At 65.9% G+C, this 14,296-nt stretch carries 11 protein-coding genes; 3 read left to right on the forward strand and 8 right to left on the reverse strand.

Features of this window, described 5'->3' with window-relative positions:
* Nucleotides 1-16: 16 nt before the first annotated feature.
* The 4 genes from ACQPYR_RS26840 to hutH form a co-directional block, all read right to left on the reverse strand.
* A complete protein-coding gene (locus ACQPYR_RS26840; protein WP_433621718.1) occupies nt 17-1,321 on the reverse strand; it encodes a formimidoylglutamate deiminase in 1,305 nt (434 codons plus the stop codon).
* 73 nt (nt 1,322-1,394) lie between these two features.
* Nucleotides 1,395-2,594 (reverse strand): allantoate amidohydrolase, encoded by a 1,200-nt coding sequence (locus ACQPYR_RS26845; protein ID WP_433621719.1) that lies wholly within the window; start codon nt 2,592-2,594, stop codon nt 1,395-1,397.
* Nucleotides 2,591-4,243, reverse strand: a complete 1,653-nt coding sequence (gene hutU, locus ACQPYR_RS26850) for a urocanate hydratase (RefSeq protein WP_433621720.1) — start codon at nt 4,241-4,243, stop codon at nt 2,591-2,593. Before hutU ends, ACQPYR_RS26845 begins: the two co-directional genes overlap by 4 nt.
* A gap of 140 nt (nt 4,244-4,383) precedes the next feature.
* On the reverse strand, nt 4,384-5,940 hold the full coding sequence (gene hutH / locus ACQPYR_RS26855) for a histidine ammonia-lyase (protein WP_433621721.1): 1,557 nt from the start codon (nt 5,938-5,940) through the stop codon (nt 4,384-4,386).
* Nucleotides 5,941-6,041: 101 nt separating this feature from the next.
* On the opposite strand from hutH, the gene ACQPYR_RS26860 reads away from it, so the two are divergent.
* Together ACQPYR_RS26860 and ACQPYR_RS26865 are read left to right on the forward strand one after the other, a co-directional pair.
* Complete coding sequence (locus ACQPYR_RS26860) at nt 6,042-6,824, forward strand: IclR family transcriptional regulator (RefSeq protein ID WP_433621722.1); 783 nt, start codon at nt 6,042-6,044, stop codon at nt 6,822-6,824.
* A gap of 177 nt (nt 6,825-7,001) precedes the next feature.
* Nucleotides 7,002-8,324 carry a family 1 glycosylhydrolase gene (locus tag ACQPYR_RS26865; protein WP_433621723.1) on the forward strand — a complete coding sequence of 441 codons (1,323 nt, stop codon included), beginning with the start codon at nt 7,002-7,004 and terminating at the stop codon, nt 8,322-8,324.
* Nucleotides 8,325-8,521: 197 nt separating this feature from the next.
* Here the strand turns inward: ACQPYR_RS26865 and dmpI are convergent, their stop codons facing one another.
* The 4 genes from dmpI to ACQPYR_RS26885 form a co-directional block, all read right to left on the reverse strand.
* Nucleotides 8,522-8,707, reverse strand: a complete 186-nt coding sequence (gene dmpI, locus ACQPYR_RS26870) for a 4-oxalocrotonate tautomerase DmpI (RefSeq protein ID WP_433621724.1) — start codon at nt 8,705-8,707, stop codon at nt 8,522-8,524.
* 150 nt (nt 8,708-8,857) lie between these two features.
* Nucleotides 8,858-9,739, reverse strand: a complete 882-nt coding sequence (locus tag ACQPYR_RS26875) for a LysR substrate-binding domain-containing protein (protein WP_433621725.1) — start codon at nt 9,737-9,739, stop codon at nt 8,858-8,860.
* A 207-nt stretch (nt 9,740-9,946) separates the two neighbouring features.
* Nucleotides 9,947-10,651 carry a hypothetical protein gene (locus tag ACQPYR_RS26880; protein ID WP_433621726.1) on the reverse strand — a complete coding sequence of 235 codons (705 nt, stop codon included), beginning with the start codon at nt 10,649-10,651 and terminating at the stop codon, nt 9,947-9,949.
* 363 nt (nt 10,652-11,014) lie between these two features.
* The gene (locus ACQPYR_RS26885; RefSeq protein ID WP_433635254.1) at nt 11,015-12,544 is read right to left on the reverse strand and encodes a phytoene desaturase family protein; all 1,530 of its coding nucleotides are present in this window, start codon (nt 12,542-12,544) and stop codon (nt 11,015-11,017) included.
* Between the two features lie 171 nt (nt 12,545-12,715).
* On the opposite strand from ACQPYR_RS26885, the gene ACQPYR_RS26890 reads away from it, so the two are divergent.
* A complete protein-coding gene (locus tag ACQPYR_RS26890) occupies nt 12,716-14,266 on the forward strand; it encodes an amino acid permease (protein WP_433621727.1) in 1,551 nt (516 codons plus the stop codon).
* Nucleotides 14,267-14,296 lie beyond the last annotated feature (30 nt).

Below are 14,296 nucleotides of genomic sequence, written 5' to 3' on the forward strand. Positions count from 1 at the left end.
TCGTTGCCGCGTGCGATCAGGGTGAGCACAACGCCCGGATCTCTTCTCGCAGAATGTTTTCGGGACTCTCCACCAGTACATGGCGGCCATCGGAGACCACCTGCCGCCCGGCGATCAGCACCTCGCGGATATCGCCGGCCGAAGCCGCGAACAGTGTGGCCGCGGGTTCGGTGCCCGCGGTCCGTATCGATTCGAGCTCGACGGTGACCAGATCGGCCGCCGCACCCGCTTCGATGCGACCCACTTCCGGCCAGCCGATGGATGCGTGATCTGTTGCCGCACCGAACAACTCCGCAATCTCGAATCGTCCGCGAGTGTGCGCGGCGAGACGTTCGTTCAGCTCCAGCGCACGCCACTCTTCGAAGCCGTCGACGACCGCGTGACTGTCGGTGCCGAGGCACAGCCGGACTCCGGCGTCGAGAAGTTCGCGGGCGGGGCCGATACCGTCGCCGAGATCGCGTTCGGTGGTCGGGCAGAAGCATGCCCGCGACCTTGCCTCGGCCAGCATCTGGATATCGGCGGTGCTCACATGCGTGGCATGCACGGCCACCGTATCCGGCCCGAGCAGCCCGTTGTCCGCCAACAGCGCGGTCGGCGTAAGCCCTTGTGCGGCAAGGCAATCACGATTCTCGGCCGGTTGTTCGGACAGGTGGACGTGCACCGGCCGACCGTCGGCCTGTCGAGCGACCACCGCCAGTGCTCGCGGGGGCACCGCACGCACCGAATGTGCGGCCACACCGGTGCGCACCAGTTCCGACTGCGGCTTGAACGCGGCGCAACGCTCGGCCCAAGCCTCCGCATCACCGTCACTGAAGCGAAGCTGGTGTTCGTCCGGCTGTCGACCGAATCCGCCACTGAGATAGCAGGTATCGAGCACAGTGAGCCGAATTCCGGCCTCCTGCGCCGCTGCTGCCAGGGCCGCACTCATCGCATTCGGATCGGTATAGGCCACGCCGCCGGGGGCGTGATGCAGGTAGTGGAATTCACCGACGCTGGTGTATCCGGCGAGCACCATCTCCGCATACACCCCGCGTGCGAGCCGGTAGTAGGAGTCGGGATCCAGTCGATTCGCGACCGCGTACATCCGCTCCCGCCACGTCCAGAACGTGCCCCGCCCATGGTGGGTACGCCCGCGCAGGGCGCGATGGAAGGCATGTGAGTGCGCATTCGCGAAACCAGGAATGGTCAAGCCGCGCAAGATGTGTCCGTTCGGCGCGGTTTCTCCGGCCACCGATCGGATCGTCGATCCGGCGACATCGATCGTCACCCGTTCGGCCAATCCGTCCGGTAGCCAGGCATATTCGGCCCAATAGACGCTCATTCGGCCGAACTCCCGCGCATCGGATTCCGGTCACGCCGATCCGACATCTGAAACCGCGCCCAGCGCTGCGCGCTCATGTGGTCAAGTCCTCGAGCACGCGAGCCAGGCTCTCCGCACCGAAATCCACATCCGCGGGTTCCGAATATTCCTGCGGCGCATGGCTGATGCCGGTCGGGTTGCGGACATAGAGCATGCCGGACGGCACGTGCGCCGCCAGAATGCCCGCATCGTGTCCGGCGCCGGTCGGTAGGGCGGGCACGCCGCCGAGTACCGCGTCCATTCGGCCCCGCAACGTCTCGTCGAAAACGACATCGTCCGAATAGGATTCCTCGGTCACGGTGACCTCGCAGCCCTCGGCGGCCGCGGCCTCGCGTGCGAATCCGGCGATATCCTCGACCAACGCGGCGGTGCGTCCGTCTCCGGCGACGCGCGCATCCAGCCACAGATCCACCGTCGAGGCAATGACATTCGTGCCGCCAGGCGTCGGTATCAGCTTGCCGACGGTGGCCCTGGCATCGTCGGTGGCCGCGGCTGCCCGGCGGGCAGCCGCGATCACGGCGGCCGCGGGCAGCATCGGATCGTGGCGGTCGGGCATGCGGGTCGCGCCCGCGTGGTTGCCCTGCCCGGTGAAGGAGAACCGGTAGCGGCCGTGCGCGATGATGCTACTGCCGGTGGCGATCGCGCTGTCCAGGCCGATCAGCCCGCGTCCCTGTTCGACATGCAATTCGACGAAGCAGCCGATAGCGGCGAGCGCTTCGGGATCAGCGCCGAAGCGCTCCGGGTCCTGCCCCGCTTTGGCCGCGGCCTCGGCGAAAGTGATTCCGGCGGCGTCGCGCAGTCCGCGAGCGCGGTCGGCGTCGATGGCACCGGTGAGCAATCTGGATCCCAGACACGGCACCCCGAAACGTCCGCCCTCCTCCTCCGCGAACACCAATAGCGCAAGCGGCTTGGCAGGAGTGAAGCCCTTGGCGCGCAGAATATCGACGGCGGCAAGGGCGCTCGTCACCCCGAGCGGGCCGTCGAACGCACCGCCGCCCGGCACCGAGTCCAGATGACTCCCAGTGACCACCGCACCGGAACCGGGCTTCCCCCACCACGCCCAGATGTTCCCGTTGCGGTCGGTCGTCACATCCAGACCGCGCCGGGCCGCCTGCTCGATGAACCAGTCACGCAATTCCAGTTCGGCACGGTCGAAGGCATGTCGGGAGTATCCGCCGCGCCGCGTATCCCGGCCCACATCGGCAATTTCGGCGAGCAGTCCGTTCGCTGTCACTTGTTCTCCTGCATCGGGATTCGCACACCACGCTGCTCGGCGACCGCGCCGGCCCGCTCGTACCCGGCATCCACATGCCGAATCACGCCCATACCGGGGTCATTGGTGAGCACGCGCTCGATCTTCTGCCCGGCAAGCGCGGTTCCGTCGGCGACACAGACCTGTCCGGCGTGGATGGACCGGCCCATGCCGACGCCACCGCCGTGATGGATCGACACCCAACTCGCGCCCGAAGCGGTGTTGACCAGTGCGTTGAGCAGCGGCCAGTCGGCAATGGCATCGGACCCGTCGGCCATGGCCTCGGTTTCGCGATACGGCGAGGCGACGCTGCCGGAGTCGAGGTGGTCACGGCCGATCACCACCGGAGCCTGCAACTCCCCATTGGCGACCATCTCGTTGAAGCGTAGTCCGGCCAGGTGCCGTTCACCGTAGCCGAGCCAGCAGATGCGGGCCGGAAGTCCTTGGTAGGCAACGCGTTCCCCGGCCATGGTGATCCAGCGGCGCAGGGATTCGTTTTCCGGGAACAGCTCCAGCATGGCGCGATCGGTCGCGGCGATATCCGCCGGATCACCCGACAGCGCGGCCCAGCGGAACGGCCCCTTGCCCTCGCAGAACAGCGGCCGGATGTAGGCGGGCACGAATCCCGGGAAATCGAAGGCCCGCTCGCAACCGCCGAGTTTCGCCTCGCCGCGCAGTGAATTGCCGTAGTCGAAGACCTCGGCACCGCGATCGAGGAAACCGAGCATCGCATCGACGTGTTCGGCCATGGATTCGCGGGAGCGGTCGGTGAATTCGTCGGGCTTCTTCGCGGCGTAATCGGCCCAGTCTTCGAGTGCGACACCACGCGGCAGGTATGCGAGGGGGTCGTGCGCCGAGGTCTGGTCGGTGACGATGTCGATCTCGACTCCTGCCGCCAACAGCCTCGGCACTACCTCGGAGGCATTGCCGATCAGACCGACCGACAATGCCTTTCGCTCCTTGCGCGCCTTCGACACCCGACGCACCGCATCATCGAAATCGGTGGCGATCTCGTCGAGATAGCGGTCGTGCACCCGCCGCTCGGCACGCGCCGGATCGCATTCGACGACCAGGGCCACACCGCCGTTCATGGTGACCGCCAGCGGCTGTGCACCACCCATGCCACCCAAACCGGCTGTGAGCGTGAGAGTTCCGGCGAGAGTGCCGCCGAAACGCTTATCCGCCACCGCTGCGAAGGTCTCATAGGTCCCCTGCAGAATGCCCTGGGTGCCGATGTAGATCCACGAACCCGCGGTCATCTGCCCGTACATGGTGAGGCCGAGCGATTCCAGTCTGCGGAACTCGGGCCAGGTCGCCCAGTCCCCCACCAGATTCGAGTTGGCGATCAGTACCCGCGGCGCCCATTCATGCGTCCGGAATACGCCGACTGGCTTACCCGACTGGACCAGCAGGGTCTCATCGGCCTCGAGTGTGGTGAGCGTGCGGGTGATCGCATCGAAACTTGCCCAGTTCCGCGCCGCCTTACCGGTACCGCCGTACACGACCAGGTCCTGCGGGCGCTCCGCAACCTCGGGGTCCAGATTGTTCTGCAGCATCCGAAGTGCGCCTTCGGTCTGCCAGCTCTTGGCCGTCAATTGCGTGCCGCGTGCCGCGCGCACTGTCCGTGTCATCGGATTGCCTCCATATCGACGAATTTTCCGTCCCTCCCGCAGGTCGGTGTCGCACAGCTACGGGTGACCCCGTATGGCCATGTGCGCGAGCCTGATTCGCCGTGCGGGTACCGGATTCCTTCGGGTGTTGTCACGGGCGCTCACTTTCCTGAGGTGCCGAGGTGGGGTGTGACCGCGCCCAGCAGTTCGCCGGAACGGACCAGTTCCGCCGCGGCGGCGATTTCCGGGGCGAGGTGTCGGTCCGGTCCCGGGCCGTCGACCTCGGTGCGAAGCAGAGCGAGGGCCGCTGCGGTCGCCGGGCCGGGACGCAGTGGGGCCCGCAAGTCCAATGCCCTCGCGGCCGTGAGATATTCGATGGCGAGCACCGTGGTCAGACCGTCGACGGCCCTGCGCAGCTTGCACGCGGCCGACCAGCCCATCGACACATGGTCTTCCTGCATCGCGCTGCTCGGAATCGAATCCACCGAGGCCGGCATCGCGAGGCGCTTGAGCTCGCTGACGATTCCCGCCTGGGTGTACTGCGCGATCATATGGCCGGAATCGACACCCGGATCGGCTGCGAGGAAGGCCGGAAGGCCGTGCGAGCGTGCGACATCCAGCATCCGGTCGGTGCGCCGCTCGGCCATGCTGGCGACATCAGCGACCGGAATGGCCAGGAAGTCCAGGACATACGCCACCGGAGCACCATGGAAGTTGCCGTTGGATTCCAGCCTGCCATCGGCGAGCACGACGGGATTGTCGATCGCCGAAGCCATTTCGCGCTCGGCGACCAGTTCGGCGTGGGCGAGGGTGTCGCGGGCGGCGCCGTGCACCTGCGGTGCGCAACGCAACGAATACGCGTCCTGCACCCGGTTGCAGTCCGGACCCCGATGGCTGGCAACGATTTCCGATCCCGCGAGCGCGGCAGCCATGCGCCGCGCCGAGCGGGCTTGGCCGGGATGCGGGCGCAGCGCCTGCAGGTCATCGGCGAAGACCCGGTCGGTGCCGAGCAGCGCCTCGACACTCATCGCGGCGGTGATATCGGCGACGTCGAGGAGTCGGCGCAGGTCATTGATCGCGAGCGCCAGCATGCCGAGCATGCCGTCCGTGCCGTTGGTCAGCGCGAGGCCTTCCTTCTCGGCAAGGGTCACCGGCTTGATTCCCTTGGCGTGCAAGGCCTGTGCCGCTGTCACCACGTTTCCAGCGGAATCCGTGACCTCGCCCTCCCCCATCAGCGCCAACGCGACCGCGGCCAGTGGCGCGAGATCGCCGGAGCAGCCCAGCGATCCGAACTCGTGCACCACCGGCGTTATGCCCGCATTGATCAAGGCAGCCAAGGTGAGCGCCGTCTCCGGTCGCACACCGGTATGCCCGGTGGCCAGCGTGCGCAGCCGCAGCAGCATCATGGCGCGCACTACCTCTGTCTCGACCGCCGCGCCCGCTCCCGCGGCATGCGAGCGGATCAGCGACCGCTGTAGCGCGGCCCGGCTCTCCGGCGGAATGTGCCGGGTCGCCAGTGCACCGAAGCCGGTGGACACGCCGTAGGTCGGGACCGTGCCCGCCGCCAGCGCGTCGACATGCTGGCGCGCGTCGGTCAGCCGCTTCTCGGCGGCCTCGCTGAATCGAACTTCCGCGCCGTCGCGGGCAACGGCGACGATGCGTTCGACGGTCAGCGGCCCGTCCAGTTCCACGGGCGGTAACTGCGTGGTTTCCGGCATAGACCCATTCCACCGCCACCGGGGCGGGTGGAGAATGAGGCTGGGCCAGGATGTGTCTGGTATCCAAGACGCTGGGCCCAGTCGGCTTGGAAGGAAGTGGCGTGGGAACGAGCAGCGACATCCCGGCGCTGCGGCGCGGCCTGGCCGTGCTGCAACTGATGGCGACCCGGGCCGGACCGGTCTCCGCATCCGCGATCGCGCGCGAACTCGACATCCCCCGCTCGACCACATATCACCTGCTCGCCGAGTTGGAGCAAGCCCGCTTCGTCACCCGGCTGCCCGCCGAACGGCGCTACGGCCTCGGTATCGCCGCCTTCGAACTCGGTTCGGCCTATCTGCGTCACGATCCATTGGAGCGGGTGGCCGGACCGTTGCTGCGCGAGTTGGCCGGACGGGTCGGACACAACGCGCACCTCGGGGTCCTGCACGGCAATGAACTGCTGTATCTGATCAAAGAACGCCCGGCACGCCCTGAAACGCTGGTGACCGATGTCGGCGTCCGCCTGCCCGCACAGTTGACCGCATCGGGCCGGGCGATCCTGGCGCATCTGCCCGCCGCCCATGTGCGTGCGCTGTTCCCGTCGGCGGCGGCCTTCGTACGCCGCACCGATCGCGGGCCGACCAGCCTCGCGGCGCTGCGCACCATCCTGGCCGCCGAGCGTCGGCGCGGCTGGGCGAGCGAGGACGGACATGTCACCGCCGGCTTCGCCTCGGTCGCCTATCCGGCGTTCGATCACGACCATCGGCCGATCGCGGCGATCAGCGTGACGCTGCGGCACCACTGCGAGCAGATCCCGTGCGCCGCTGATTGGTCCGGTCTCGCCGCCCAGGTACGGTCCACCGCTGACGATCTCACCCGCCGCATCGGCGGGCGGGTGAACTGACGACGCGAATAGATAGCAATCCCGACGAAATTCCAGGTCTTTCGACTGCATTCGCGACACACCCGACCGGCTGCTGAGACTTCAGCAATCAGACAGTTACGCTTATGGATCACCGACCGGGGCAATGCCTCGCCGGGTGACGCACGACCAACAGCGCCGGATGGGGACAGGAGCACGATGCGAACACCGATGCGCCGCCGCGCCCTGGTCGGGCTCGCGATCATCGCGAGCGCGCTGATGCTGCCGAGCCTCGCCATGCCGACCGCACAGGCCACCATCGCACCATTCGGCCGGGAATTCCTCTGGGGCGTCGCATCATCGGGCTTCCAATCCGAAGGCCGTGCGCCGGACAGCAATTGGACCCGCTACATCGAAACCGGCAAGGCCGGAGACGACTACGAGAATTCGGTCGACTTCTACAAGCGCTACATCTCCGATATCAACCTCGCCGCACATCTCGGGGTCCGGGTGTATCGGATCGGGATAGAATGGGCGCGGTTACAGCCGCAACCCGATACCTGGGACAAGGCGGCATTCGGCTTCTACGACAACGTGATCGCGCGCATCCTCGCCGCCGGTATGCGGCCGATGCTCACCCTTGATCACTGGGTGTATCCCGGCTGGGCCGCTGATCGCGGCGGCTGGCGCAATCCGGGCATGGTCGAGGATTGGCTGGCCAATATGCGAAAGGTGGTGAACCGCTATACCTCTCGCAATCCGCTGTGGGTCACCTTCAACGAGCCCGCCGCCTACATCGGCACCGAATTGCGCATCGGCGCGATCACGCCGGACGAGGCGCCCGCGATGCTGGACCGAATCACCCAGGCGCACAACGCAATCTATGACACCATCCATCAGAACCTGCCCGACGCCCAGGTCACCAGCAATCTCGGCTATGTCGCAGGCGCCGAGACCGAGGTGAATCACCCGCTTGTGGACCGGATCGCCGACAAGCTCGATTTCATCGGCGTCGACTACTATTTCGCGCCCCTGCCGGAAACGAACAAAGCGGTCCAGGGTGGTTCGAACGAGGGTCCGGCGATCTGGGAACTCCCGATTCACACCGAGGGCATCTACTACGCACTGCGCCATTACGCGCAGTTGTTTCCCGACCGCCCACTGTATGTCGTGGAGAACGGCATGCCCACCGAGGACGGCAAACCGCGCGCCGACGGCTACACCCGCTCCGACCACCTCCGCGACACCATCTACTGGCTCCAGCGCGCCAAGTCCGACGGCATGAATGTCATCGGCTACAACTACTGGAGCCTGACCGACAACTACGAATGGGGCAGCTACACACCACGTTTCGGCCTCTACACCGTCGACGTCCGCACCGATCCCACCCTGACCCGCAATCCCACCGACGCAGTCGACGCCTACCGCGGCATCATCCAATCCGGCGGCGTGCCCACCAGCTATCGCCCGACCCGTCCGCCGGTCGAATGCGGATTGGTCGACCCACCCGACAGCTGCGACGAAACCGTCGCCGTTCCCTAGCCGCTGGATCGAGGTTCGCCCGAGCCGGATTCGACCGGCTGATTCAGTCCAGCCGTCGCCGAATTCCGCTGTTGATGCATTTGCCGCCGATGCGATCAGGGTGGCGGGGACCACCGGCCCGACCGGTAGCCAGCGCAAGTCATGCCTCATCGGCAAGATCGCGACGGTATCGGTCGGGCTCCGGCATCTGCGGTCGGCTATCTCTTGTCGGCGGTCAGCTGTCCGGCCGCGCCCCAGCTGTCGGCGGGGGTCTCGTGGATCCACACCTGCACGGTTTCGGCCGGAATCTGGTAGGCGTCGACGAAGGCGTCGGTGATCCGGCGGACCAGATCCCGCTTGAGTTCGACGGTGCGCGGACCCTGCTGGACAGTGACGATGGGCATGACTGATCTCCTCAATGAAAGGGGTTGGGGGCAGACCGCATCCGGGGTTCCGGCTTGTTCTGCGGCCTGTTATCAGTTCACTCGAACGAGGATCGTCGACCAAGGGCCAGTTCGTTCGCGCAGCGATAACGGAGGCTTATCGTCGACGGCTCACTTCGCCAGGAGATCGCGCAACAACTCCGAGCTCGGCGAATCGGTCCCGGCTCGCAGGGCTACGGCAATCGGCAGGCTCAGGCCGCTGTCGGCGAACGGACGGAAAGCCACTCGCGGATTGTGCACCTGGTCGGCATTGGCCGCGTAGATCACCGTCCACATCGCAGCAGCGGTGCCGATAGCGGCCAAATTATCCTGCAGCGTGGTGGCGGTCGGGGCCGGAACCGGCTCGAAACCCGCACGCTGACAAGACATCAGCACCAGATCCACCAGCGCCGGATGATTGCGCCGCTCGGTCATCCGCAGTGGCACCGAGGCCAGATCGGCCAAGCGCACCGTCTGGTGCGCGGCCAGCGGATGCCGGGCCGGAAGCACAGCGACGAGCGGGTCATCCCATGCGCGCAGATACTCCAGTTCCGCAGTGTCGTCGGCGGCGGGCGCACGCACGAAGGCCGCGTCCAATCGTCCGTCGGCCACCTGCGCCAACCGCTCACGCACCGGTAGCGTGACCAACTCGATCCGCACCTGCGGAAGACGCTCGGCAAAGCCATCCAGGATGGCGTCCAGCCGCGCGCCGAGTCCGGTGACCGTGCCGAGCCGGAACACCTCGGCCCGCGCACCGGCCAGATCGACCACCGACGCCCGCGCCTGATCGGCCGCGATCAACACATTGCGCGCCGCGGGCAGAAAACGCCGCCCGGCCTCGGTCAGCCGCACCCGACGCGGCGACCGATCCAGCAGTTGCACCTTCAATTCCCGCTCGAGCCGCTGCACCTGCTGACTCACCGCGGGTTGCGCGATATGCAGTCGCTCAGCCGCACGCCCGAAGTGCAGTTCCTCCGCCACGGTGACGAAATAGCGCAATTGGCGCAGCTCCATGGCGCGGGCTCCTCGAGGTAGCGGTCCTTGTCGATCCATGAAACCAGTTAGGACCAGCACGAGCGGGCCAGGCGCCGTCCGGCTTCGGCTGCTCGTCGCGGTTCAGCACGGTGACACTGCGCGCCAGATCGGTAGCCGGCAACTTCGGGACCGACAGCACAAATCGGCGGGCGCTCGATGCGAGCGCCCGCCGATCGGCTACCAGATTTACTTCGGTGCCACGGGGGCCTGGTTGATCGTGGTGAAGTACTGGATCGCGGCGGCGATGGCGACCGGAGCCGTGACGAAGATCTGTCCGGCCAGGGTGCCGAGCGCGCCGACGGCGATGATGCCGCCGATGCAGCCGATCGCGGCAGCGGGGATGAAGGGGCCGAACAGGCCGACGATGGTGGCCGCGGCGACGGTCGCGCCCGCGATGCCGCCCAGGACGCAGCCGAGGGCACCGCCGCCGAGACCACCGACCAGGGTGCCGATGGTGGCGCCCATGCTGATGGTGCTGGTCAGGCGGCTCCAGGCGGCCTGTTCACGGTCGTAGTCGGACTTCCATGGGGCCTTGTCCTCATACGGCAGCGCGACCGGCTTGTACGCGGCGTGGGCCATATCGAACTGCGGGGTCAGCGTCGCGGTGTGGTCCTGGATATCCGCCGCGATCGGGAAGACGAAATCGTCCACCCGGAACGACAAATCGGTGCCCGCGAGAGTGGTGCCGTCGACGGCCTTGACCTTGAAGACACCGTTCTCCTCGACCAGCGAACCGGCATCGGTCTTGATAATGGTCGAGGACTGGGTCGTGGTGGCCGTGTAGTTCACGACGCCGTTGTCGGTTTCGGGAGCGGCATTCACGGTCCCGGCCGTGACGCCGAGCGCCGCGATCACCAGCGCCGAGGTCGCGGCGAATTTCCTCATCAACATGCTTTGGTATTCCTAACGGGTGGACTTCGGAAGCAACGTCATTAAAGCCGCAGCACGCCGTCCATGCGTAACCAAATCGTTACTATTTGCCCATTAATTGCCGCTGCATCATTCTCAAGTCGATCATGATGTGATATACATCACATTGATGCCTGATTGGCACTTACGTCAGCCGGTTGCACCTCGTGCAGGAAATCGGAACGCCGCACTCGGATTCCGTCATCCGCAAACGCAAATCCTTCCGCGCAAACCCCGCGGCACATCCGTCCCCAGTCATTCCTCGGGTGAAATTAATACGTATTACACATTAGCGGATACATTTTGTGATGTAGCACACATCGATGGTGCATCACCTATCCGAAGTCAGCGAGTTTCGAGGACTGCCATCGCGGCATTGTGCCCGGGGATGCCGCTGACGCCGCCACCGCGAATCGCACCCGCCCCACAGAGGAAGACATTCGGCACGTCCGTGGCCACGCCCCAGCGAGCCGCCGGAGTATCGGCTTCGCCGGAGCGATAAGGGAAGGCCAGGTCTCGGTGGAAGATATGCCCGCCGGGTAGGGCCACCTCTCGTTCCAGGTCTACCGGCGACTTGGCCTCGATACATGGTGCACCCTCCTCGTCGAGCGCGAGGCAATCGACAAGCGGTTCGGCGAGTACCGCATCTAGTTGGGCCAGTGCGGCTTTCACGGCCATCGTCTTCGCCGCCTCCGGATCGGACTCGAAAAGCCTTGCCGGAGTGTGTAATCCGAACAGCGTGAGGGTGTGCAGATCGGAGCCGGGCGCGAGAATCGAGGGATCGGTCAGGGTGTGACAGTAGATCTCCGACGGCGGGGCCGCCGGGATCCGTCCGCCGGACGCCTCGCGATATGCCTGCTCCAGTTGCGAATACGATTCGGCGATATGAAATGTCCCGGCGAATGCGTCGCGCGGATCTGTCGAAACGTCGCGCAACCGAGGTAACCGTCGCAGCACCATATTCACTTTCAGTTGGGAGCCTTCGGGTTTCGGCTCCCCGGGTATGCCCAGCAGCTGCGCGAGCTCATGCGGTGCCGCACTGACGAGCACATGCCGCGCGCTGATCACACCGTCCGCATAGCGCACTTCGGCGGTGAAATCGTCGGATTCGACCTCGGTCACGGCACAACCGGTGATCAGCTCGGCACCGGCGGCGCGCACCGCGTCGGCGAGTGCGTCGGTGAGCGCGCCCATACCGCCGATCGGGACATCCCAGTCGCCGGTGCCGCCACCGATCACGTGGTAGAGGAAGCACCGGTTCTGCCGCAGTTCAGGATCGTGCGCATGGGTGAAAGTCCCGATGAGTGCGTCGGTGAGCACGACCCCGCGCACGATGTCGTCGGCAAAGGTGGACTCGACCGTCTCCCCCAGCGGCCGCTCGAACAGCGCCGCCCAGGTGGCGGGATCGTCGACAACCCGCTCGAGTTCCGACCGCGTCGGCAACGGTTGCGTCAGCGTCGGAAACACCCGCTGCGCGAGCCGCCCGGTCGCGCCGTAGAACTCCTGCCACGCCCGGAAATCCCGGTCCGAACCGGTGAGCCGCACGAAGCTGTCCCTGGTTCTGGCCTCGGAACCGGTATCGACCAGCAGTCCACCGTCCCCGACCGGCGTATACGACGAGATCCGCCGACGCCGCGTCCCGAACCGCAGCCCGAGTTCCTCGACGATCTGCCGCGGCAGCAGGCTCACCAAATACGAATACCGCGACAATCGCGCATCGACGCCCGGGAACACCCGCGCCGAAACCGCGGCCCCGCCGGTGTGCTCCTGCCGCTCCAGCACCAGCACCGAACGCCCGGCTCGCGCCAGGTATGCGGCGGCCACCAGCCCATTGTGACCACCACCGACCACCACCACGTCATAGGAGGAGCGCATCGGTCGCATCCGTCCTGCCTACCACGGATTCCGCGGATCGATCTCCGAATGTGCGATTGCCGAGAGATTACGGCCCGGTTTCCATATTTCCCTGCGATTGACCAGCACTCACTTCACACTTAGCTTCTGGCAAACGCCGTATGAGGGCGGCGTTTTCACCCGGGAGCGATCATGACCGAAGCCACCACACCATCCGATGACGAACGGCGCCTGGCCGAACTCGGCTACAAACAGGAACTGGCGAGATCCTGGTCCGGGTTCTCCAACTTCGCCATCAGCTTCACCATCGTCTCCATCCTGACCGGCGGACTGGCCAGTTATGGCATCGGTCTGGCCAACGGCGGCCCGATCACCATGGCGTGGGGCTGGCCGCTGGTCTCGCTCATGGTGTTGTTCGTGGGCCTGGCGATGGCCGAATTGGCCTCGGCCTACCCGACTTCCGGCGGTCTGTACTGGTGGGCGTCCGAATTGGGCGGTCCGGTCTGGGGCTGGTTCACCGGATGGTTCAACCTGATCGGCCAGATCGCGGTGACCGCCGCCATCGACTACGGCGCGGCCATCTTCACCACCGCGGTGCTCAATGTGATCGGCATCGATATCGGAACCGACCGCACCGCAATCTTTTTGGTCTTCACCGCGATCCTGATCCTGCACGCCGTACTGAATGCTATCGGCCCACATCTGTCCGCGGTCATCAACAACATCTCCGCCTGGTGGCATGTCGGCGGTGTGGCGATCTTCGTCGTGGTGCTCGGGTTCGGCGCGAGCCACCATCAGAGCGTCGGCTTCGTCTTCACCGAAACCGTCGACAACAGCGCGGTCGGCTTCGGCGGGGTGGCGTTCAGCTTTCTGCTCGGGTTGCTGCACGCGCAGTACACATTCACCGGCTACGACGCATCGGCACATATGTCGGAGGAGACCCATGATGCCGCGCGCACGGCGGCCAAGGGCATTATCAATACCATTGTCGTCTCGGCCGTCGCCGGTTATCTGCTCATCATGGCGGTGACCTTCGCCATTCCGAATCTCGACGATGCGCTCGATCCGACGAAGAACAGCGGCTACCCGGTGATCTACATCCTGCAGAACTCGCTGAATTCGTTCTGGTCCGGGCTGCTGCTGATCATCGCCGCGATCGCGCAGCTGTTCTGCGGCTACGCCTCGGTCACCTCGGCCTCACGCATGCTGTTCGCCTTCTCCCGCGACGGCGCTGTGCCGGGATCGGCCTACTGGTCCCGACTTTCGGCCCGCAAGGTGCCGGTGCACGCGGTGCTGTTCATCTCGTTCTTCTCGTTCGTGCTGCTGGTCCCGTCGATGCTGGTGCCCGCGGAGAACGCGCCGACCGCCTACGCGGCGGCCACCTCCGTCGCCACCATCGGCCTCTACATCGCCTACGGGATCCCGATCCTGTTACGCCAACTGCACGGCGGCCGATTCCACACCGGCCCTTGGCAACTCGGTCCCTGGTATCGACCCGTCGGCATCGTCGCCCTGATCTGGATCGTGCTGATCAGCCTGCTGTTCATCCTGCCGACCGATGACCGCGGCTATCCATGGAACAGTGAATTCACTTGGAACACCGTCAATTACGCACCGATCACCCTGGTCGGCGTGGTGGGCGCGATCGGCATCTGGTGGCTCGCGTCGGCCAGACACTGGTTCACCGGCCCCAGGCGAACGGTCGTCGAGACGGGCGAGTCCGAGGCGCCGGTACAGGCCTGACCTGCTCATATCGGTGGCCGCACGTTCGGG

Source organism: Nocardia sp. CA-120079 (assembly GCF_050955745.1).
In the GTDB taxonomy this organism is placed as follows: Bacteria; Actinomycetota; Actinomycetes; order Mycobacteriales; family Mycobacteriaceae; genus Nocardia.